The organism is Streptomyces sp. CG 926, assembly GCF_003148825.1.
GTDB lineage: Bacteria > Actinomycetota > Actinomycetes > Streptomycetales > Streptomycetaceae > Streptomyces.
In genome coordinates this window covers 60,623-82,223 of record NZ_QGGZ01000022.1, presented here as the reverse complement: position 1 = coordinate 82,223, position 21,601 = coordinate 60,623, and the positions used below count along the sequence as shown (strand labels likewise).

The 21,601-nt window shown below is 73.6% G+C and carries 20 protein-coding genes; 9 read left to right on the top strand and 11 right to left on the bottom strand.

Going from position 1 to position 21,601, the window contains the following annotated elements; translation table 11 throughout:
* Positions 1-4 precede the first annotated feature (4 nt).
* The 4 genes from BCL76_RS36835 to BCL76_RS36820 all read left to right on the top strand — a co-directional run bounded on the left by BCL76_RS36835 (position 5) and on the right by BCL76_RS36820 (position 5,442).
* Positions 5-1,858: a GTPase gene (locus tag BCL76_RS36835; protein WP_109783868.1), complete on the top strand. Its 1,854-nt coding sequence runs from the start codon at positions 5-7 to the stop codon at positions 1,856-1,858.
* A 122-nt stretch (positions 1,859-1,980) separates the two neighbouring features.
* On the top strand, positions 1,981-2,388 hold the full coding sequence (locus BCL76_RS36830; RefSeq protein WP_109783867.1) for a single-stranded DNA-binding protein: 408 nt from the start codon (positions 1,981-1,983) through the stop codon (positions 2,386-2,388).
* Positions 2,389-2,456: 68 nt separating this feature from the next.
* Positions 2,457-3,731 (top strand): thioester domain-containing protein, encoded by a 1,275-nt coding sequence (locus BCL76_RS36825; RefSeq protein WP_109783866.1) that lies wholly within the window; start codon positions 2,457-2,459, stop codon positions 3,729-3,731.
* A 235-nt stretch (positions 3,732-3,966) separates the two neighbouring features.
* Entirely contained in the window at positions 3,967-5,442 is a 1,476-nt protein-coding gene (locus BCL76_RS36820; RefSeq protein WP_109783865.1) for a bifunctional phosphatase PAP2/diacylglycerol kinase family protein, read from the top strand.
* 37 nt (positions 5,443-5,479) lie between these two features.
* On the opposite strand, the gene BCL76_RS36815 is transcribed toward BCL76_RS36820, so the two are convergent.
* The 4 genes from BCL76_RS36815 to BCL76_RS36800 form a co-directional block, all read right to left on the bottom strand.
* Entirely contained in the window at positions 5,480-6,064 is a 585-nt protein-coding gene (locus BCL76_RS36815; protein WP_109783863.1) for a hypothetical protein, read from the bottom strand.
* 90 nt (positions 6,065-6,154) lie between these two features.
* Complete coding sequence (locus BCL76_RS36810) at positions 6,155-6,607, bottom strand: hypothetical protein (RefSeq protein ID WP_109783861.1); 453 nt, start codon at positions 6,605-6,607, stop codon at positions 6,155-6,157.
* A 21-nt stretch (positions 6,608-6,628) separates the two neighbouring features.
* Positions 6,629-7,180, bottom strand: a complete 552-nt coding sequence (locus tag BCL76_RS36805; protein WP_146228507.1) for a hypothetical protein — start codon at positions 7,178-7,180, stop codon at positions 6,629-6,631.
* A 122-nt stretch (positions 7,181-7,302) separates the two neighbouring features.
* Positions 7,303-7,530, bottom strand: coding sequence for a hypothetical protein (locus BCL76_RS36800; protein ID WP_109783858.1), 228 nt, complete (start codon positions 7,528-7,530; stop codon positions 7,303-7,305).
* Between the two features lie 225 nt (positions 7,531-7,755).
* Between BCL76_RS36800 and ettA the strand changes: the two genes are divergently transcribed.
* The 3 genes from ettA to BCL76_RS36785 are packed head-to-tail and all read left to right on the top strand — an operon-like array spanning position 7,756 to position 10,597.
* Positions 7,756-9,420, top strand: coding sequence for an energy-dependent translational throttle protein EttA (gene ettA / locus BCL76_RS36795; protein WP_109783856.1), 1,665 nt, complete (start codon positions 7,756-7,758; stop codon positions 9,418-9,420).
* A gap of 17 nt (positions 9,421-9,437) precedes the next feature.
* The gene (locus BCL76_RS36790; RefSeq protein WP_109783854.1) at positions 9,438-9,887 is read left to right on the top strand and encodes an acyl-CoA thioesterase; all 450 of its coding nucleotides are present in this window, start codon (positions 9,438-9,440) and stop codon (positions 9,885-9,887) included.
* Positions 9,884-10,597: a hypothetical protein gene (locus BCL76_RS36785; RefSeq protein WP_109783852.1), complete on the top strand. Its 714-nt coding sequence runs from the start codon at positions 9,884-9,886 to the stop codon at positions 10,595-10,597. The genes BCL76_RS36790 and BCL76_RS36785 overlap by 4 nt, the downstream gene beginning before the upstream one ends.
* Positions 10,598-10,630: 33 nt before the next feature.
* On the opposite strand, the gene BCL76_RS36780 is transcribed toward BCL76_RS36785, so the two are convergent.
* Positions 10,631-11,035 carry a globin gene (locus BCL76_RS36780; protein WP_109783850.1) on the bottom strand — a complete coding sequence of 135 codons (405 nt, stop codon included), beginning with the start codon at positions 11,033-11,035 and terminating at the stop codon, positions 10,631-10,633.
* A gap of 151 nt (positions 11,036-11,186) precedes the next feature.
* On the opposite strand from BCL76_RS36780, the gene BCL76_RS36775 reads away from it, so the two are divergent.
* Complete coding sequence (locus tag BCL76_RS36775) at positions 11,187-12,215, top strand: methyltransferase domain-containing protein (protein ID WP_109783848.1); 1,029 nt, start codon at positions 11,187-11,189, stop codon at positions 12,213-12,215.
* Here BCL76_RS36775 and BCL76_RS36770 read toward each other — a convergent pair.
* The 4 genes from BCL76_RS36770 to BCL76_RS36755 are packed head-to-tail and all read right to left on the bottom strand — an operon-like array spanning position 12,196 to position 18,653.
* Entirely contained in the window at positions 12,196-13,233 is a 1,038-nt protein-coding gene (locus BCL76_RS36770) for an FHA domain-containing protein (protein WP_109783846.1), read from the bottom strand. The two genes, BCL76_RS36775 and BCL76_RS36770, sit on opposite strands and share 20 nt — an antisense overlap.
* A 44-nt stretch (positions 13,234-13,277) precedes the next feature.
* Positions 13,278-14,612: a VWA domain-containing protein gene (locus BCL76_RS36765; protein WP_109783845.1), complete on the bottom strand. Its 1,335-nt coding sequence runs from the start codon at positions 14,610-14,612 to the stop codon at positions 13,278-13,280.
* Between the two features lie 60 nt (positions 14,613-14,672).
* Positions 14,673-16,232, bottom strand: a complete 1,560-nt coding sequence (locus BCL76_RS36760; RefSeq protein WP_109783882.1) for a protein phosphatase 2C domain-containing protein — start codon at positions 16,230-16,232, stop codon at positions 14,673-14,675.
* Positions 16,233-16,235: 3 nt separating this feature from the next.
* The gene (locus BCL76_RS36755) at positions 16,236-18,653 is read right to left on the bottom strand and encodes a tetratricopeptide repeat protein (RefSeq protein WP_441350761.1); all 2,418 of its coding nucleotides are present in this window, start codon (positions 18,651-18,653) and stop codon (positions 16,236-16,238) included.
* A gap of 10 nt (positions 18,654-18,663) precedes the next feature.
* On the opposite strand from BCL76_RS36755, the gene BCL76_RS40655 reads away from it, so the two are divergent.
* A complete protein-coding gene (locus tag BCL76_RS40655; RefSeq protein WP_441350760.1) occupies positions 18,664-18,990 on the top strand; it encodes a hypothetical protein in 327 nt (108 codons plus the stop codon).
* 70 nt (positions 18,991-19,060) lie between these two features.
* On the opposite strand, the gene BCL76_RS36750 is transcribed toward BCL76_RS40655, so the two are convergent.
* Positions 19,061-20,347 carry a hypothetical protein gene (locus BCL76_RS36750; protein WP_109783843.1) on the bottom strand — a complete coding sequence of 429 codons (1,287 nt, stop codon included), beginning with the start codon at positions 20,345-20,347 and terminating at the stop codon, positions 19,061-19,063.
* 110 nt (positions 20,348-20,457) lie between these two features.
* Entirely contained in the window at positions 20,458-21,600 is a 1,143-nt protein-coding gene (locus BCL76_RS36745; RefSeq protein ID WP_109783842.1) for a glutamate ABC transporter substrate-binding protein, read from the bottom strand.
* Position 21,601: the final 1 nt, after the last annotated feature.

Genomic DNA, 21,601 nt, shown 5'->3' with positions numbered 1-21,601 from the left:
CGCGGTGACCGCCCTGACCGACCGCACCGACGACCGCTGGGACGACGGATTCATCGCGCGCTCGCGCCCCCGGATCGTCGAAGGGAACCGGGACGACGAGGGGGACGAGGAGTGCGAGGGCGACGAGGGCGACGACGCCCTCGTCCGGGCCGTCTCCGGCGCCGGTAGCGACGGCGGCAAGTCGACCGCGCCCCCGCTCAGCCCCGAGGGGCAGGCCCTGCGGCTGCGCCTCGACGCACTGCGCCAGCTGGTCGGGCTGTCCCGGACCAGGCTCGACGGAAAGACCCTCGCCGAGGCCGGCCGGGTCCTGGACGAGGCGGCCGCGCGCCGCGGACTGTCGCCCCAGCACACGGTCGTCGCGATCGCCGGAGCCACCGGAAGCGGCAAGTCCACTCTCTTCAATTCACTCGCCGGAGTGCAGATCTCCGAGATGGGGCTGCGCCGTCCGACCACGGCCGCGCCCATCGCGTGCAGCTGGTCGGACGGAGCCGCCGGACTGCTGGACCGGCTGGAGATCCCGGGGCGGCTGCGGCGCCGGCCCCGCGAGACCTCGGAGGCGGAGGCGCTGCGCGGGATGGTCCTCGTCGACCTGCCCGACCTGGACTCGGCGGTCGGCGCGCACCGTGACCACGTGGACCGCGTACTGGCGCTGGTCGACGCCGTGGTGTGGGTGGTGGATCCGGAGAAGTACGCGGACGCCGTGCTCCACGAGCGGTACCTGCGGCCGCTCGCCGGGCACGCGGAGGTGACCTTCGTCGTCCTGAACCAGGTGGATCGGCTGCCCGGGGAGGCCGCCGACCTCGTCCTGGACGACCTGCGCCGGCTCCTCGACGACGACGGCATCGCCCTCGGCGAGCACGGCGAGCCCGGCGCCACCGTCCTCGGGCTGTCCGCCCTCACCGGGGAGGGCGTCGGGGAACTGCGCGAGCTCCTCGGACAGTTCACCCAGGAGAAGGGCGCGGCCACCCGACGGATCTCCGCCGACGTCGACCGCGCCGCCATGCGCCTGCGCCCGCTGTACGTGGCCGACGGGCATCCGGGGCCCGAGATCGGGGAGGTGGCGCGCGCCGAGTTCGAGGACCGGCTCGCCGAGGCGGTCGGGGCGTACGCGGCCGGGCTCGCCGCCGAGCGCGCCTGGCGACGCAACGCGGGCAAGGCGTGCGGGACGCCGTGGCTGCGGCTGTGGCGCTGGTACGAGGGCCGCCGCGCGCCGCGCACCCTGGCGGGCCTGGCCGCCCTCGCGGCGATCGGCGGTCGCGGCCCGGCGGTCGCCCAGGCCCCGGTCGAGGAGGAGGTGACCGCGCGTCAGCGGGTGGAGCAGGCCGTACGGGTGGTCGCCGACGAGGCGGTGTCCGGGCTGCCCGACCCGTGGGCGCAGGCGGTCCGCGAGACCGCGGTGCGCGGCGCCGACCGGCTTCCGGAGGCGCTGGACGAGATCGCGGTGACCCTCGGGGCGGCGGTCGCGGTGCCGAGCGTCAAACCGCCGCGCCCCACGTGGTGGCCGGCGGCGGTGCTGACCCAGGCGGCCATGACCCTGCTGCAGATCTTCGGTGGGCTGTGGCTGGTCGGACAGATCGTCGGGGTCCTGGAGCCGAGGCTGCTGCCACCCGTCCTGCTGATGGTGGCGGGCATCGTCGGCGGGCCGCTCGTGGAATGGTCCTGCTCGATCGCGGCCCGTGGGCCGGCCCGGCGCTACGGGCAGGACGCGGAGCGCAGACTGCGGGAGGCGGCCGCCGGGTGCGGGCGGGCCCGGGTGCTGGAACCGGTGGCGGCGGAGCTGCTGCGCTACCGGGAGGTGCGTGAGCAGTACGCCACGGTCGCCGCAGGGGGGAGCAGGTTGTCCACAACCCGGCATTGATCCACAGGCCGGAGCGGGGATCGACGGCCTGCCCCAGCATGGTGCGTACCTCGTACGGATGGTCCGTACGGCTGGTCCGCGCGGATCCGCGTGGACCGCGACCACGGGGGAGGGCGACCGGGATGTACGACACCCAGGTGACGCTGGTGGGGCATGTGGCGACGCAGATCGACTACAAGGAGACGGTGAGCGGTCCGGCGGCACGGTTCCGCTTCGCGGTGACGCCACGGTACTTCGACCGGCGCAAGGACGTCTGGACGGACGGACCCACCAGCTTCTACACGGTGTGGGCGCGGCGGACGCTCGCCGTGAACCTCGCCGGTTCCGTATCGGTCGGCGAGCCGTTGGTGGTGCACGGACGGCTACGGGTGCGGGAGGACCCGCCCGACGGCGAGGGGACCCGGTGGTTCTCGGCGGAGATCGACGCGACGGCCATCGGGCACGACCTGAACCGCGGGACCGCGGCCTTCCGGCGTGTGGTGCGGACCGAGACACCACTGATGGTCAATCAGGAGGCGGCTGTGGTCTGAGTGTTCGAGGCGGCTAGGATTCCCCGGTACTCACGGGCACCTGGGTCTTTGGCCCGAAGGGGAAGACTGTGTCGATTGCCGTTCCCGCATCCTCCGCTCCTGATCCCACTCCTGCGTCCGCGCTCGCCCCAGCACCGGCACCCGCCGCGGTTCCGCTCGAACCTCCCGCCGCGGTACGGGGCTCCGCGCGCCGGCCGCTGGCGGTGGCCCTGCTGACCGCGGCCCTCGCCACCGCGCCGGCGGCGCGGGCGGCCGCCGACTCCGGCCCGGTGGCGCCCAGGTCACCGGAGGGCGCGAGCGCCGTGCTGGACGGGCTCAAGACGTTCGGGCAGGCGGTCCTGCGGTCCGGGGACGGCTCGGTCCGGCAGATCCCGGCCGGGCTCTACGAGATGCGGGTCGACGGCGGCGGGATGCTCCAGACCTACGGGGTCGGCGTGACGGGCAACGCCCAGCCGCAGGCCCGGTACACCGAGAGCGGCTGGAGCGGCAGCCCGCTCGCCGGGAACCGGGAGGCGGGCCGGATCCGCTGGGTCCTGGAGCACTCCTACCCGCAGCACAACGATCTGGCCGGGCTCGCCAAGGCGGCCGGGGCCGGAGCCCTCACCGCGCAGAGCGCGGCCGCCGGGACCCAGGTGGCGATCTGGCGGCTGGCGGACGGGGCGCAGGTCGAGGCCGCGGACCCGGCGGCCGAGAAGCTGGCCGACTACCTGCAGCGGGCCGCCGGGCAGCTCCCCGAGCCGCCGGCCTCGCTCGGGCTGGACCCGGGCGACGTGTCCGGTGCGGCGGGGACCCGGCTCGGCCCGGTGACCGTGCGGACCGGCGCGCCGAGCGTGTCGGTCATCCCGGACGCGGCGGCCGTCGCGATGGGGGTGCGGGTGGTGGACGCCGAGGGGCAGCCGCTGACCACCGCGGTCAACGGGAGCCGGCTGTACTTCGAGGTGCCCGCGGGTACCCCCGACGGGACCGCCTCGGTCACCGTCCAGGGCGCGACCAGGGTGCCGGTCGGGCGGGTCTTCACGGGCGAGCTCCCGGCCCACGCCCAGATCGTGGCCGGCTCCAGCGCGTCCGCGGCCGCCGCCAGGGCCACGGCGGTCTGGCCGCAGCCCCCGGCGACGGCGGTGGGCGACGCCGCAGACTCCGCTTCCGGCTCGGCGGCCGAGGCACTCGGGTCCCAGTCCGCGGCCCTCACCACGACCTCCCCGGACGAGGAACGGCTGGCGACCAGTGGCAGCTCGGCGGCCACCCCCGTCATCGCCTCCTTGGCGGTGGGGCTGGTGGTCCTGGGCGGCCTGGTGGTGCTGCTGCTCCGCAAGCGCCCGCTGGACGAGGAGGACAGCCCGTAGGAGGACACCCCGTAGGAGGACAACGCGTAGGAGGCGCCCTGCCGATCGGGCGCCGATCGGGTGCCGACGAAGCGGGCGGCGTCTGCCGGGCGTTCGGGCGTACGGATGCCTGCCGACGCCCTCCGACGCCCTCCGGTGTCCGCCCGTGCACGTCCGCGGCTCGGACGGATGGGCCCGCTGGGCCGGGTGGCCGCGCCCGCCGATTCGGATCCGCCGACCGGGGTAGGGGCAGAAGATGGCTGATCAAGAACTGACCTGGTCCGGCGCTCTCGGGTGGTGGGATCGTCGGCTGTTCGACGCGGTGGCCCGGCGGCACTGGCCCGGGGCCGACCGGGTGCTGCCACGGCTCGGCCGGGCCGCGAACCACGGAGTGCTGTGGGGCGGGGCCGCCGCGGCGATCGCCGTCTTCGGGTCGACCGGTGCCCGCAAGGCCGCCGTGCGCGGGATCGCCTCGCTGGCGCTGGCCTCCGCGACCATCAACACCGTCGGCAAATGGTCCGTACGCCGGCCGCGACCGCTGCTGGAAGGTGTGCCGCTGACCCGACAGTTGGCCACGCAGCCGCAGACCACCTCCTTCCCGTCCGGGCACTCCGCCTCGGCCTTCGCCTTCGCCACCGGCGTGGCGCTTGCCTCGCCGGGCTGGGGTGCCGTCCTGGCTCCGGTCGCCGCGTCCGTGGCGTTCTCCCGGGTCTACACCGGGGTGCACTACCCCTCCGACGTGCTCGTGGGCGCGTCGCTGGGGGTGGCCGCCGGGTTCGTCGTACGCCGCCTGGCCCGGGACGCGCAGGAGGCCCGGGTCGTACCGGGCGACGAGCGGACGGCCATCGGAGCCCCCGCGCTGCCCGACGGGGCCGGGCTCACCGTGGTGGTGAACACCGGGTCCGGGACGGCCGCGGCCGCGGGTCTCGACGTACTGCGCACCCGCCTGCCCGAGGCCGAGGTCGTCGAGTGCGAGGGCCCGGAGCTGTCGGCCACGCTCGCGAAGGCGGCCTCGCGGGCCACCGTGCTCGGCGTCTGCGGCGGCGACGGCACGATCAACGCGGCCGCCACCGCCGCACTGCGGGCCGGGGTGCCGCTGGCCGTGTTCCCCGGCGGCACCCTCAACCACTTCGCGATGGACCTCGGCCTCGCCGGAACCGAGGCCACCTGCCAGGCCCTGGCCGGCGGGGAGGCCGTCCGCGTCGGCGTGGGCCGCTTCTCCCCGGGGCCCGACGGCGACAGCGGCTACTTCCTGAACAACTTCAGCATCGGCGCGTATCCGGAGCTCTTGGGCCATCGGCTGCGGTGGGCCCCGCGCATCGGCGGGGGCCCGGCCGCGCTGCTGGCGGCCTGGCGGGTGCTGCGCGCCCAGCGGCCCGTACGGCTGCGGCTGGCCGGGCGGCCCCGGAGCGTGTGGCTGCTCTTCGCGGGCAACGGCACCTACCACGGCACCGGGCCCACGCCTCGGCGCCGGGACAACCTCGGCGAGGGCCTGCTGGACCTCCGGCTCGTCCACGGCGGCGGCCGCCCCGGACCCCGGCTGCTGGCGGCCGCCTTCACCGGTCCGCTGAGTCGGTCCCCCGTCCACGTCGCCACCCGACTGCGCAGCCTGCGTATCGGGGACATCCCGGCGGGCACCCCGCTCGCCTACGACGGCGAGCACGCCGAGGCACCCTCCGCCCTCGTCCTCGACGGCCTGCCCGACGCCCTGACCGTCTACCGCCCCCGCTGACCGGCCGGCCGGCCGCTCGGCGCCGGGGTTCCCGGGGTCAGGAGTCGGCCGGAACCGGATCCGCCCCAGGATCGATCCCCGGATCCACCCCCAGGTCGGCCCGCATGATGCCGCGCATGTTCTTCCAGCGCTGCCCCAGCTGCAGCAGCTCGGTCTGTATCTCCTCGAACGACCAGCCGGGGTACGGGTTGCCGTCCGCCAGCTGCAGGATGCGGCGGTACGCACCGGCCAAAGTCCCCGTCATCGCGTCCAGCTCCCGCAGCACCGCGTCCGAGGCGACCATCTGGGCCTCGGCGAAGGCGGTGTGCATGGAGAGCCGCGTCTCCTCCAGATCGGCCCGCGCCTGCGCGGTGACCTCGGCCTTGTGGACGAGCCACAGGTACTTCATGAGCTCGATGCGGTAGCGGCGGTAGCCGGAGTTCGCGGTGACGTAGCAGGCGCGCCGCTTCTCCACCTCCGCCACGCGCTGCTCCCGTACCCACTGGGCGTCGGCCGCCCGCTGCTGCCGATCGAACTGCTCCGTCTGCACGCGGGCGAGCACGCGCTGAGAGAGGATCGGGGCGAGCAGGGTGCCGGTCACCGCGACGATCGCGCCGGCGAGCGCGAGCAGCGCGTTGTTCACGTGTACCTCCGAAACGGCCGACGGAGGCCGCACCCCCGCGTTTCCCGCCATCCTGCCCGGCCCGGGGCGGGCGCGGGCACCGCTCGCCGCTCAGTCCTGCGCCTCGCGGACGGAGGAGCCGTCGGGCCGGCGCTCGAAGGCGGCCGCGAGCACGATGGGAAGGTCCGCCTCCGGTACCGAGGCGCGCACCTCCGCCAGGACAGCGGTGAAGTCCTCGTCGTCGATGATGCCGAGGTGCTCCTGGCGAAGCGCGTGGATGACCGCCACCAGCTCGGGCCGCAGCTCCATCCAGGCCCGCGACGAACGGACCTCCGCCTCGACCCGGTCCAGGAACCAGCGCATGACCGCGTAGGGAAGGCTCAGCGGCGCCCCGCCGGGGTGGAAGCGCACGACCGGCTCGCGCCGCGGATCCTCGTCGGGGACGATCGCGGTCGCCACGTGCCGCTGATCAGCTGAGACCGCCAGTTCCAGGTACCAGGCGTCGTCGAGCACGGAGTACATCGACGTGATCACGTAGTCGACGCCGGAGTACGAAAAGTTCATGATCGGGTGCTCCCGCGCCCTCTACCGACTGTTCTCCACGCCGAGATCGGCCCGCATGGCGCCGAGCATTCTCTCCCACTGTTCCCAGAGCCGGCCGAAGTCCGTTCGGATCTCCTCGAACGATCCGTCCGGATCCGGGTTCCCCTCCTCCAGGCACATGATCCTTCGGTAGGTCTCCGAGAGGGTCTTCGTCATGTCGTTCAGCTCGGCCAGGACGCTGCCGGAGGCCACCATCTGGGCCGCGGCGAAAATCGAGTGGTGATCGCGTCGGGCGTCCTCGACCGCGTCCCTCGCCTCCGCGGTCACCGCACTCTTGTGGATCAGCCACAGAAAATTCATCAGATGGGTCCGGTACCGGCGGAAGGCCGCATTCACGTTCGCGTAGCCCTCGCGCCGGCGGGCGAGTTCGGCCACCTCCTGCTCACGCAGCCACTGCGCCTCGGCCACCCGCTGCTCGCGTGTGAACTGCTCCGCCTGAATGCGGGCGAGCATGCGTGGCGACACCACGGAGGCTATGAGTGTGCCCGCGACACCCACCACGGCCACGGCCAACGCGATCAGCGTGTTTCCCACGGAATCCCCCCAGGCATACCTGTCCGTTCGTCCTGCCTGGGGCATCCTGCCCCGGGGCGGGACGGTGGCCACCCGGTTTTCGTCCCGACGAGCGACGAGCGACGAGCGACGGTGACCGCCGGTCAGGCGATCTTCCGGAGGGCGGGTGCCTTCCGCGTCCTCACCCCGGTGAGCACGAGCGCCAGCCCCGCGGCGAGGATGCCGAGGTAGGCGGCGGACGGGAGGTCGACGATCTTGTGGAGCCAGCCCCACTCCGTACCGAAGAAGGTCTGCGAGCCGAAGCTGACGAGCCCCTGGGCTCCTACGACGTAGCCGATGCTTTCGAGCGTGTATCCGATGGTTGTTCGCACGGATCAACTCTCCCGCGCCGGCGCCGCAAGATCGTCGTCCGTAGGGTCGACAACGTAGTAGGCCGAAGGATGCAGTCCGACGCGGTCCCGTCCCGGGCCGTCCCCGGGCCGCCCCCGTGCCGCGTACCGGCTCAGGGGGCCGGACCATACGCGTTTCCCCCGAGGTATGGACGCCTGGCAAGATGGGGTGTATCTGCCCACCATCGATCTGCCGGACGGTTTCTCTTGGCTGAGTTCATCTACACCATGCGCAAGACGCGCAAGGCACACGGCGACAAGGTGATCCTTGACGACGTCTTCCTGAACTTCCTGCCCGGCGCGAAGATCGGTGTGGTCGGCCCCAACGGCGCCGGTAAGTCCACCGTTCTGAAGATCATGGCGGGCATCGAGCAGCCGTCCAACGGCGACGCCTACCTCTCGCCCGGCTACTCCGTCGGCATCCTGATGCAGGAGCCCAAGCTCGACGAGTCCAAGACCGTTCTGGAGAACGTCGAGGACGGCGTCGGCCCGATCAAGCAGAAGCTCAACCGGTTCAACGCGATCGCCGAGGAAATGGCGACGAACTACACCGACGAGCTGATGGAGGAGATGGGCAAGCTCCAGGACGACCTGGACCACGCCAACGCGTGGGACCTCGACGCCCAGCTGGAGCAGGCCATGGACGCCCTGGGCTGCCCGCCCGGCGACTGGCCCGTCACCAACCTCTCCGGTGGTGAGAAGCGCCGCGTGGCCCTCTGCAAGCTGCTGCTGGAGGCCCCCGACCTGCTGCTCCTCGACGAGCCCACCAACCACCTCGACGCCGAGTCCGTGAACTGGCTGGAGCAGCACCTGGCCCAGTACAAGGGCGCCGTCGTGGCCGTCACCCACGACCGCTACTTCCTCGACAACGTCGCCGAGTGGATCCTCGAACTCGACCGCGGCCGCGCGCACCCCTACGAGGGCAACTACTCCACCTACCTGGAGAAGAAGTCCGAGCGCCTCAAGGTCGAGGGCAAGAAGGACGAGAAGCGCGCCAAGCGCCTCAAGGAAGAGCTGGAGTGGGTCCGCTCCAACGCCAAGGGCCGCCAGGCCAAGTCCAAGGCCCGCCTCGCCCGCTACGAGGAGATGGCGGCCGAGGCCGACAAGATGCGCAAGCTGGACTTCGAGGAGATCCAGATCCCGCCGGGCCCGCGTCTGGGCTCGATCGTGGTCGAGGTCAACAACCTCTCGAAGGCGTTCGGTGACAAGGTCCTCATCGACGACCTGTCCTTCACGCTGCCGCGCAACGGCATCGTCGGCATCATCGGTCCGAACGGCGCCGGCAAGACCACGCTCTTCAAGATGATCCAGGGCCTGGAGAAGCCGGACTCCGGCGAGATCAAGGTCGGCGAGACCGTCAAGATCTCGTACGTCGACCAGGGCCGCGCCAACATCGACCCCAAGAAGACCCTCTGGGCGGTCGTGTCGGACGAGCTGGACTACATCAACGTCGGCAACGTCGAGATGCCGTCCCGCGCCTACGTCAGCGCCTTCGGCTTCAAGGGCCCGGACCAGCAGAAGCCGGCCGGCGTGCTCTCCGGCGGTGAGCGCAACCGCCTGAACCTCGCTCTGACGCTCAAGCAGGGCGGCAACCTGCTGCTCCTCGACGAGCCCACCAACGACCTCGACGTCGAGACCCTGGGTTCGCTGGAGAACGCGCTGCTGGAGTTCCCCGGTGCGGCCGTGGTCGTCTCCCACGACCGCTGGTTCCTGGACCGAGTGGCCACGCACATCCTCGCCTACGAGGGTGACTCGAAGTGGTTCTGGTTCGAGGGCAACTTCGAATCCTACGAGAAGAACAAGATCGAGCGGCTCGGCCCGGACGCGACCCGTCCGCACCGCGCCACCTACAAGAAGCTCACCCGAGGCTGAGGGCTGAGGTCACGGCCATGGCCAGACACCACTACCGATGCCCACTGCGCTGGGCGGACATGGATGCCTTCGGGCACGTCAACAACGTCGTCTTCCTCCGCTATCTGGAGGAGGCGCGGATCGACTTCATGTTCCGCCTCGCGCCGGGCGAGGGCAGCGAGTCCTTCACGGGCGGCTCCGTCGTGGCCCGCCACGAGATCGACTACAAGCTGCCCCTCGTGCACCGTCACGAGCCGGTCCTCATCGAGTCCTGGGTGACCCGGATAGGCGCCGCGTCCCTGACCATCCGCTACGAGGTCAAGGACGAGGCGACCGAGGACAGGCCCGAGACGGTCTACGTGCGCGCCGAGACCGTGGTCGTGCCCTACAACCTCGCCGCGGGGCGGCCCCGCCGCATCACGGCCGAGGAGAGGCACTTCCTGGAGGAGTACCTCGACGAGCCGCGTACCGAGGCCATCGCAGCATGAACGACCAGCTGCGCTTCGTCGATTCCGGGGAGGCGGCGGACCTCGCCGCCTTCCTGGGCCGGCTGGTGCACTACGACCGCGCCGCCGCCGTACGCCTTCAGGCGGGCGGTGGCGCGCTCGCCGTCTTCGGCCGGCCGCCGTCCTTCGACATCCTCGCCATCCGTACGGTGCGGCTCGCCGCGCCCGTCGCGACGCCGCTGGACCTGACGGTGTCCGCCGGTGAGCTGCTGGAGGCCGTGGACGAGACCTCGGCCGCGGCCGTCGTGCCCGGGCCGGTCACCGGACCGCCCTGGGCCGGGGTGCTCCCGCCCCGAGGCGGCTGGCGGCAGGTTCCGGGGCTGCCCGGTCCCGAGGCGATGGGAGCGGCCGTGGCCGCCGCCGTCAGCGAGTTCCGGGCCCGGGACGAGGCGCTGCCCGTGCAGCACCGGACCCGGTCCGAGCGCGACCGGATCGGCCGCGAGATCTGGTCCCGCACCCTGGGCGACACCGAACTCCCGCTGCGCGCCGTGCACGCCGCGCAGTCCCTGGGCTTCCTGCGGCCGGTACGGGCCGCCGTGCCCGCCCCCGCGTCCCTTCCCGACGCCCCCGCCCCCGTGGCGCTGCTCGCCGCCGGGACCTGGCTGCGGCTGCGCACCCCGTACGGATCCGTCGCCATGCGCCGCCCCGGCGTCACCGGCGGCCTGGGCGCCCTCCAGGTCCGACCGGTCTGACCGGTCCGACCGGTCCCTGCCCCGGGTGGTCCGTCAGCCCGCCGTGTTGATCATCGAGGCGGCGGCGTACGTCAGGTACTTCCACAGCTGCGCCTCGTGCTCCGGCGCCAGGCCCAGCTCGTCCAGCGCGACCCGCATGTGCCGCAGCCACGCGTCGTGGGCGGCCGAGTCCACCTGGAACGGCGCGTGCCGCATCCGCAGGCGCGGGTGGCCGCGGTGTCGGCTGTAGGTGGTCGGACCGCCCCAGTACTGCATCAGGAACAGCGCGAACCGCTCCTCGGCGGGACCCAGGTCCTCCTCCGGGTACATCGGGCGCAGCAGCGGGTCCTCCGCGACCCCCTCGTAGAAGCGCCGGACGAGGCGGCGGAAGGTGTCCTCGCCGCCCACCTGCTCGTAGAAGGTCTGCTCGTCCAGCGTGCCCCGCGGAATCTCATTCACCCGACCATCGTCTCAGACGCCCGGATCCAGGACCGAGGTCCTAGGACCGCCGCCCGGGCCGCCCAAGGCCCCCCAAGGCCTGCTGGGGGCCCCTGGAGCCCCCGAGCCCCTCGCGTTCGCACGCCGCGCCCCGGCGCAGGACAGTGGAGGCATGGCCGCACACACCGCGCACACCGAGACACGGGATCTGCGGGAGACCGCGCACGCCGCCCAGGTACGGGAGCTGACCGCCGCCGGGGTGCTGGAGGATCCGCGCTGGCGGGCGGCCTTCGCCGCCGTGCCCCGGCACGTGTTCGTCCCGTACTTCTGGACCGGCCGCGGCGCCGGTCACGAGCGGCTCTGGGTACAGGATCCCGACGCCGAACGCCGGGCCCGCTGGCTGCGCGGGGTCTATGTCGACACCCCGCTGGCGACGCGGATGCGTGACGGCCTTCAAGTCTCCTCCAGCAGCCAGCCCTCGCTGATGGCGAAGATGCTGACCGCCCTGGACGTCCGCGACGGCGACGACGTCCTGGAGATCGGCGCGGGCACCGGCTACAACGCGGCCCTGCTGTGCCACCGCCTCGGCGAGGAGCACGTCACCACCGTGGACCTGGACGAGGAGATCACCGAGTCCGCGCGGGCCCACCTGGCCGAGCTCGGGTACCACCCGGCGGTGGTCACCGGGGACGGGGCGCGCGGCTGCCCCGCCCGGGCCCCGTTCGACCGGATCATCGTGACCTGCACGCTGCCGCTGATCCCGCACGCCTGGCTCGGCCAGTGCCGGCCGGGGGCGCGGATCCTGGCGCCGCTGTCGACGGGTCTGATCGCGCTGACCGTCCGGGACGCCGCTTTCGCCGAGGGCAACTTCCTGCACACCTCGGCGTACTTCGTCCCGCTGCGCGGGGCCACGGCGGCTCCGCCCTTGGACCCGGCCGGCACGGGGTACGGGCTTCCGTACGAGATGGTGGAGAACGAGCGCTTCCAGTTCATGCTCGTCCTGACCGCGGGCGTGCTGCACCCCCGCGAGGCCCTGGACCTGTGGCGCCGCGAGGGCCGCCCGGCCCGGGAACGCTTCGGGGTCTCGGTGAGCGCGGACGGCCAGTGGTCGTGGCTCGACGATCCCCAGGGGCCGTACGTGTGGCCCCTGGGGGAGGGGCGGACCGAGGACCGGACCCGGATCAGCCGCGGCGGATCGTGATCGTCGTCCAGGCGCCCACGTGGACCCGGTCGCCGTCGGCGAGGGGCACCGGTACGTAGGGCTGGATCGGCTCCTCGCCGCCGTTGATGGTGGTGCCGTTGGTGGAGTTCTGGTCCACCACCGCCCAGCTGAGGTCGGGCTGCTGGACGAGCACCGCGTGCTGGTGGGAGACGCCCGGGTCCTCCGGCGGCACCGACAGGTCGATGTCGGGGGACTCGCCCGTGGAGGCGCGCCGGCGGCCGATGGTGATCTGCCCGCCGGACAGCGGAAGATGCTGCTCCGGGGAGTAGGCGGGCAGGTTGAGCCCGGCGGCCTCGGGGCCGCTGCGCTGCATCATCGCCATGAAGTACGAGCGGTCGGGGCCGACCGTCGCGCTCCAGGCGCCCCCGCCCTGGGGTGGGAAGGGCTGGTGCTGCGGCGGAGGCTGCTGCTGGTACTGCTGCTGGGGCGGCGGGCCCTGCTGCTGGTACTCCTGCTGGTACTCCCGCTGCGGCGGCGGGGGCTGCTGCTGGTACTGGGACTGCGGAGCCTGCTGGTACTCCAGCGGCTCGTGCGCGGGCGGCGGCAGCAGCCAGTCGTCCTCGCGCTGGAGCGGCTCGGCCGGCCGGTTGACCCGGGACGGTCGCGAACCCTGGTACTCGAAGTGGTCCTGGGAGTAGGTCCCGGGAGCGGGCACGGGCGGCGGAGGCGTACCGCGACCTCCGGCGCCGCCACCGCCGCCACCGACACCGGCACCGGTCGCCTGGGGGCCCTGGTCCGGGACCGGCGGCGCGTACGAAGTCGGGGTACGGGTGAGGTAGTTGTAGCGGCATTCCTCGCAGAACGGCGCCATGGCCTCGCGCGGGGTCCGGCACTGCGGGCAGAGCTCGGCCTGGGCGGTCGGTTCACCGGCGGTCGGGGGGAAGCCGTAGCCGTAGGAGGGCACCGGAGGCGGACCCTCCGAGGCAGCCATGCGATGGCCGCAGACCTCGCACCAGTCGTCGGACGCGGACTGGTGCCCGTTCGGGCAGGTCGGCATGGCGGCGCTTCCCCCTTCTTCTCCCTGCGTCATCACGTCAGGTCTCAGGTCTTCTTCACTCGGACGGTCTGCGTCGAACGCGTATCAAGAGTCATCTCGTCGGCATCGGCGACCTTCGCTTTCAGCCGCACAGTACCCGCCACCGCGTCCACCACATCCACCACCTTCGCCAGGAGTCGTGCTGTGTCGGCGTTTCCGGAGGAACTCGCCAGTTGTACCGCACGCCCCAGCTTGGCCGTGGCACCACCGACATCGCCCATTTTGCGGGCTTCCAGGCCCTGCTGGATAGCCTCCGCCAGCTCCGCCTGTCCGGTGTAGTGGGCGACCTGCGCGTTGATGGCGGTGGACGCCGCCAGATCGTTCGTCCACACCGCGCGCACCAGGCCCTGGGCCAGGACGGTCGGTTTCTCCTGCGGCCCGCCCGCCGTGGCCGGCTGGACGAGCGTGGCGCGGGCGGCCAGCATCTCCTGGCCCACGGCGGCCGTGGGGACGCGGACGCACACGTGGTACTCGCGGGACTCGTCGCCCCACGAACCGGTCGGGTAGTCACCGGCGCGCGGGCCCGCCTCGGTGCGCCGGTCGGTCAGGTCCTGGAGGACGGGAGCCACCTGCTTGACGTACTGGATCTCCACGCCGACCGGGGTCCACAGGCGCAGCGCGACGTCCGCGACCTCCTTGCCCATGACGTTCTCCATCATGCGCGTGAAGTCCTCGGCCAGGTGGGCCGGGTCGGCCACGATGTCGGCGGAGCCGAGCAGCGCGTGCGCGATCCCGGTGACCTCCTTGACGTCCCAGTCCGTGCCCACCCCGCGGGCGTCGCAGGTGAAGCGGCCCGCGCAGGCGTCGAGGGTGGCGCGGAGCACGGCCGGCTCCTCGTGCTCGTTGCGGCCGTCGGTGAGCAGGATGCCGTGCCGGATGGCGGCGGTGGAGCCGCGCAGCAGGCCGTCGGCGAGGCGTAGCCAGGTGCCGATGGCGGTGCCGCCGCCGGAGCTCAGCCCGCGCAGGGCCTCCTTGGCCTGGGAGCGGGTGGCCGCGTCCGCGATCGCGAGGCGTCCCTGGCCCGGGTAGACCTCCTTGGCCACGTGCGTACCGGCGATCACGGCGAAGGCGGTGCCGTCGCGCAGGGTGTCGACGGCGGCCGCCGTGGCCTCACGGGCGCCGCGCATCTTCTCCGGCGGGTACTCCATGGACCCCGAGCAGTCGACCATGAGCACCACGGCCGCCGTGCCGTCGGCGACCGGTGCGCGCGTGGCGGCGGCACCGCCGGTGGCGGTGACCGTCACGATGGCGTGGACGTCCCGTCCGCCCTCGGGGAGAAACTCGTTCTGGTACACCTCCACGCTGAACCGTGGGGCACTCGGTTTGGCGAAATTCGCCATCGGTTGGACTCCTAGGGGGCTCGGGCAGGCGGGTCAGACCTGCGGGCGCGCTTCCACTTCCTATTCCGGTCCTGCCGCCGGGCCCGGCTCCGCATCCGGTCCCGGTTCCTGCTCGGGTTGCGTGGCGAACGGCACGATCGCCACGGTGACGTTGTCGTGGCCGCCGCCGTCGAGGGCGTACCCCACCAGTACCTGGGCACTGTGCAGCGGGCGGGTCGCGGCGTCGGCGGGTAGCACCTGGGCCATCTCCCGCGCGGATTCCGCGTAGTTCCACAGTCCGTCGGTGCAGACCACCACCACCCCGGGGTGGTCGGGCTTGAAGGTCGCGGTGTGCGGTTCGAGGTCGTACGCGTCGGCCCCCAGCCAGCCGGTGATGGCGTGCGCGCGGACGTCCGCGTAGGCCTCGGCCTCGCCCATCAGACCGGCGGCGACCATCTGCGCGGCCCAGGAGTCGTCCTCGGTGAGCCGGCGGGGCAGGGCGGCCCGGTCGTCGGGGATCCAGTAGGCGCGGCTGTCGCCCACCCAGCCGATGGTCAGCAGGCCGCCGCTGACGACGGCGCCGACCAGGGTGCAGGCGGGGGCGTTCTGCGCGCCCGGGGTCTCCGGGGCCAGGGCGTTCACCGCGTCGGCGGCGGCCAGGATCGCCTCGTGCATGGCCTCCTGGGGGTGGGCGCCGCGGGGGAGCGCGTCGAGCAGCGCCTCGTTGGCGGCGCCGGCGGCGGCGGCCGAGGCCTCGTCGGGGCGGCTGGCGGAGGAGACGCCGTCGCAGACGATGGCCACGGTGGCGGCGGAGCCGTCGGGCAGGGCGGTGGCCGCCACGGCGAACGAGTCCTCGTTGCGGTGGTGGCGCAGCCCCCGGTCGCTGACGGCGGCGACGCTCCCGAGCTCCTCCTCCATGTGGTCGCGCTCGCGGGGCTGCGCGTGCCCGCAGTGCTCGCAGTACCCGTCGGTGTCGACGTGCCCGGCGCGGCAGGCCACGCAGGTCTTCCCGCCTTCCGAGGCCTGCGCCGGGGCCTGCGCCGGGGTCGGGGCCTGGGCCGCGGGGGCGGGCTGCGGGGCACCGTACGGGTTCTCGCCCGCGGGGTGCCCGCTCCCGTCGGGCGCGCTGCCGCCGCCGGGGACGTCGTACCGGGCCCTCGGGGCGTCGGCCGCGGCGCCGTACGGGTGCTCCGCCGCGCCCCAGGGGGTGCCTTCCGGCGGGGTGCCGGTGCCGTACGGGTTCCCGTGGCCGGAGGCCGCGTAGGTGGCTCCGCTCGGGCCCTGCCGCGGCTCCGGTTCGGGCTCCGGTTCCGCCGGGGTGGCGGCCCAGTCGGCCGGGTCGCCGACCAGCGTCGGCGCGGCCGCGGCCACGCTGCCCCAGCCGGGGGCGGGCTCGGCGGCGGCGTGCGAGGTGCCGGGGGCCGCGCTTCCGTAACCGCCCGCGCCCGCGCCCCCGCCTCCGCCCGCAACGGCCGGTGGCGGCGGTGGCGCCGACGGCGCCGGTGGGATGGGGATGGTCGGATGGTCCACGGCGGCCGGGGGCGAAGCGCTCACGGCGTAGCCGCAGACGCCGCAGAAACGGTCACCCTCCTCCAAGGGTTCCGCGCAGCTGGGGCAGCCCGACAGCCGATGCATCGACATCACTCACACCCACGTCCGGGGACGGAAACGGTTTGCCCGCTCCACCAGTTCGATCCTCTCCTCGCCACGCCGCGCCAGCCGTGCGAGGACGCGGTACGAGCGCTCCAGTCCGAAGCGCAGGCCCCGCTCGTCCAGTTGACTGCCGAGCAGCGAGGTCCGGCCGGGGTCGGAACCCCGGCCACCCGACAGTACCCAGTCCAGGGCCGAGCCCAGAACCTCCGTCGCCAGCCTCTCCTGCCGCTCCGGGTCCAGCCCGAACCGCCGCAAGGCCTCCACCTGGTCCGCTGCCGCCGCCAGGTCGGCCAGCAGCGGCTCCTGCGGGGAGCGGTCGCGCAGACGTGCGCGTACCGCCGCCACCCGCGCGGCGGTGTAGTGGATGGACGCCTCGGGCACGGATTCCAACGTGCGCACGGCCCCGTCCCGGTCCCCGGCCGCCAGTTGGACCCGGGCCAGCCCGAAGGCCGCGCTCACGAAGCCCGGGTCGGTGATCCACACGAGGCGGTAGTACTCGGCGGCGTTGTCCAACTGGCCCAGCACCTCCGCGCACAGTCCGAGGGCCAGCTTCGGCGCGGGCTCGCCCGGGAAGGCGTCGTAGATCGCGTCGAAGGACAGGGCCGCTATCTCGTCGTCACCGGTGGCCAGCGAGGCGATGCCACGGGCCCACACGACCCGCCAGTCGTCCGCGTGCCGGGCCTCCAGATCCGCCAGGGTGCTGCCGGCCTCGGGCAGTTCACCCAGCTCCAGATGGGCCCGTAGCTCCCGCAGTCGCAGCTCGGCCGAGTCGGCCGGTGCCGCGCGCAGGGCGCCCAGCAGGTCGCCCGGGGCGGAGGCCAGCAGACCGGTCAGGAACCCGGCGTTCGGGTCGGTCGGGTCCACCAGCGGTACGGGCAGCGCCAGCGCGGTGTCGCGGGCGTCGAGGGTCGTCGCTCGCGCGGCGGACCGCTCCGGGGACAGGAGGACGGGTACGGGTACGGGTACGGGTGCGGCCCCCGCGCCCTGGAACGCGGCGGGCGGCGCGGGCCGTTGGCCCGGTACCGGCGCGGCCGTCACGTGCGTGGCGGTGCTGGCGAGCCCGGGCGGCGGCGGCGCGCCCTGCGCCCGGTTCCCGGGCGGGGCCGCGGCCACGCCGGCAGGGCCTCCCGCCGTCCCGGACGCGGAAGCCGCCGCGGGCAGGACGGCCGTGGCGCCGGGCCCGTGGGTGCCCGCGGCGACCCCGGGGTGGGACCCGGCGTGCGCCCCGCCCGGGGCCGTGCCGCGGGACCGCATCCCGAACAGGCCGCCGCCCCGCCGGGAGGCGATCGGCCGGTGCCCCAGCCGGGAGACGACCGTGTCTGCCGCGTCGGCGAACAGCTGGGTGTCCGGCACGCGCAGCTCCGGGCCGAAGAGGGTCGACAGCTGCGGCCGCGGCCGGCCCGTCTGCAGCGCGACCACCTCCCGCAGCACGCCCGTCAGCTGGTCCGCCATCTCCTGCGCGGAGGAGAACCGCCGCCCCGGGTCCGGGTCGGTGGCCCGCACCAGCAGCCGGTAGAAGGACTCGTACCGCCGGAACACCTCGATGTGTTCGGGATCCGGCAGCGAATCCACGAACACGTTGGTGTAGCCCTGGAAGTCGAAGGTCAGCACGGCCAGCGTCCGCGCCACCGTGTACAGGTCGGAGGCGACCGAGGGGCCCAGCTCCGCGACCTCGGGGGCCTGGTAGCCCACCGTGCCGTAGATGGCCGACTCGGCGTCGTCCATCCGCCGTACCGCGCCCATGTCGATCAGCTTCAGCTGGTCCTGCTGCTGGATCGCGTTGTCGACCTTGAAGTCGCAGTACAGGAGGTTCCTGCTGTGCAGGTGGCCGAGCGCCTCCAGCGCCTCGATGCCGTAGGCGCAGGCCTGCTCCACCGGCAGCGGGTCGCGCCGCCCGTCCGGCCGGCGCCGCTCGTTCGCGATCTCCTTCAGCGATTTGCCGCCGACGTACTCCATGACGATGTACCCGTCCAGCGAACCGGTCCGCTGGTCCAGGTGCTCCACGAAGTTGTAGATCCGCACGATGTTGGAGTGCTCGATCTCCGCGAGGAAGCGCCGCTCCGAGATCGCGGCCTCCATCGCGTCCTGGTCCCCGGTGTCCAGCAGGCCCTTGAGCACCACCCACCGGTCCGCGACCGCCCGGTCCACCGCCAGGTACACCCAGCCGAGGCCGCCGTGCGCGAGGCAGCCCGCCACCTCGTACTGGCCGCGCACCACATCACCGGAGCGCAGCTTCGGCACGAAGGAGTACGGGTGCCCGCACTTGGTGCAGAACCCTTCCGTCCGACCCGGACGGTCGCCCCGGGAGCGGCCCACCGGCGCCCCGCAGTCCGAGCGCGAGCAGAACCGCTTGCGCTCCGGTACCTCCGGGTTCTCCAGGACCGCGGTCGCGGGATTCGGACGCGGCACCTCCGGCACGTTGACCAGCCCGGCACCCAGCCGGCTGCGGCCCGAGGCCGCCGAGCCCGAACTGCGCACCGACACCGAACGGGTGGACGTCGTCCCCGACACCGAGCGCGACAGCCGCCCGGACACCGAACGGCGCGAGGAGGAGGAGCGGGAGGACCGGGCCGAGGCCGAGGACCGCGCCGAGCCGTGGGAGCCCTGCGAGCCCATCGACCCACGGGACCCGCCGGAGCCCAGGGAACCCCGGGCCGCGCTCGTCATCCCGGTCGGCGGCGACACCAGCTCGTCCGCGCCCGCGGCGATCGAGCCGATCGGCGCCAGCCCGCACGTGTCGCAGTAGACCTCGCCGCCGCCCATGTCCTCGTACGCCCCCGGGCAGCCGGGGCGGACGCACGTGGTTCCGATCAGGCTCATGCGTCCCCCTCTCCCGGCCCGTCGGGCCGCTGTTCCTGGTCTCGCGGTGGTTCGGGCCGGTGCTGCGGCGCCAGTGATTCCGCCGTCGCCTGCTGGTAGCGCAGGACGGCCTGCTCGGCGGCCCGCAGGTCGCAGGGCGCGCTCCACAGCATCCGGCGGGCGGTGTCGTACCGCTCGATCAGCAGCGGGTCCTCCGCCATGCCGTGGCGGGCCACCTTCGCCTTGTACGCGTCGAGCCGCCCACGCAGCTCGGCACGGACGGCCAGCGGGGCCGTCACCGCGGTCAACGATTCACGGGCCCGCCGCAGTTCCTCCTCGGCGCGCACCTCCAAGGACTCCAGCAGCGGCGAGAGCCGGTGCCAACGCGCCTGGCGCCGGTGTTCGGCCGCCGCCGCGAGCTGCTCCTGGAGCACCGTGGGCGGGCCGCTCACCGCGGGCACCTCGGACGCGGCGATCTTCGCCAGCACCTCGCCGCGCGCGGTCCGTGCCTCCGCCAGGGTCCGGTCGGCCCGCGAGAGCACGTCCCGCAGGGCGATCAACCGCTGCTCGGCGTCCTGCCGTACGTCCAGCACCGCCTCGATCTCGCGGCGTACGTCCTCCAGCGCGAGCGCGGCCCGGTCGTAGCGCCCGGTGTCCGGACGGCCGCCGCCGGGCGCCGAGCTGCCCGTCGCCGGCAGCCAGAAGGCCAGCGGATCCGCGATCACCTGGGCGCGCAGCTCCGTCAGCTCGGCGGTGATGTCCTCCAGGTCGTCGCCGGAGGGGTGCTCGCCCGGCCGCACGCCCACCGAGTGGGCCAGCGAGCGGGTGCGGTGCAGCTCGGCGGCGAGCAGGTCGATGCGGGCGGGCAGCGCCGACCACACGGCGTCGGCGGCGACCACCACGTCCAGCGAGCGCGCGTACAGGCCGTTCATCCGGGCCACCAGTTCGGCGAGCGAGAGCCGCTCGGCCAGCGCGACGCCCTCGGCCGCCGCCCCGGCGATCAGGACTCCGGGCCCGCGCAGCCGCTCCGTCAGCTCGACGAGGTCCTCGCGGTTCGGCCAGCGCCGCCGCTCCCGGACCTCCCGGGCGGCGGTCAGCGCCCCGCTGTAGGCGTCGAAGTACGTCCACAGCCGGGTGATGTCCGCGTCGGCGGTCGTCCAGCGGTCCTTGGTGGTACCGGCCAGCGCGGCGCCCTCCAGCAGCCGGCGCCCGGCATGGTCCTGGAGGGCGAGCAGCGAGGTCTCGACGGCCTCGTGCTCCGCGCCCAACCGGGCCAGGGCGCGGTCGACACCGTCCCGGTCCATCACTGCAGACCCCGCCTCCACCGATCGTGCCTCCGCTTCCGCCGCCGCCTCCGTGTCCGTCCTCGTATCCTGCCCCGCGCCCGGTCCCGTGTCGGAAACCGTCACGGACCTCAGCCGTCCCGGTACTTGGGTGCGGGAGGCGCGGTCACACCGGGCAGGACGGGCTGCAGGTGCTTGAGGTACGCCCTCATCCACGGGCTGTCACCGCCACCCGCGCGGTAGTTCTCCAGCACCTTGTTGACCCGGCGGACCAGATCGGAGGCGTCCTTGTTCATCGCCACCCCGTAGAACTCACGGGTGAAGGGTGAGCCCACCAGCTGTACGGACGGGTCCTGGGCGGCCTGGCCGGCCGCGAGGGCGTTGTCCGTGATGATGCCGTCGACCTCGCCCAGCTGGAGCCGGACCAGGCAGTCGAGCTGGTTGGCGACGGTGACCGGCGCCGAGCCGTACGACTGGGCCTTCAGGGCCGCCTCGGCGGTGGAACCGGCCGCGACGCAGATCCGCCGGTCCTTCAGCGAGGTGTCGTACCCGGTGATCGGCGAGCCCTTGGGCACCAGCACCTGCTGCCCGGCCTCGAAGTAGGCCGTCGAGAAGGCGACGTCCTCCAGCCGCTTGCAGTTGATGGTCATGGTCCGCACGACGATGTCGACGCGCCCCTCCTGGAGGGCGGGGATGCGCTGACTGGTGGGGATGGCCCGGTAGATGACCGCGTTCTCGTCGCCCAGGATGTCCTTGGCGATGGCCTTCACCAGGTCGATGTCGAAGCCGTCGAGGCGGCTGCCCTCGGCGGTCTGGTTGCGGTACCCCCAGCGGAAGCTGTTCTGGTCCACGCCGGCGACGAGCTTGCCCGCCGCCTTGATCCGCGCGATGGTCGCCCCGTCCACGTCGGAGGGGCGCAGGCTGGCCTCGGGGTCCTGGCAGGTGTCGGTCAGGGTCCAGGGCGTGGCCGGGGCCGCGGCCATCGACGCGGGCCGGCGGACCACCGGCCTGCCGGTGTCGGGCGTCGCGTGGGCCAGCGGCAGCAGGACGACGGCGATGGTCGTCGCACAGGCGACGGCCATCGCGCTCACCCCGCCCCAACCGCGCAGCCGGCCCGCGGCACGGCGGAAGCCGGACGCCGCGCCCGCGGTCGCCGCGTGCCGGGCCCGGCCCGCCCGGCCGGCCCGGCTCTCCGGGCCTTCGCGGCCCTCGTGACCTTCGCGGCCCTCGTGGTTCTCGTGACCTTCGGCGGCCCGCCTCGCCCGTATCCGCATC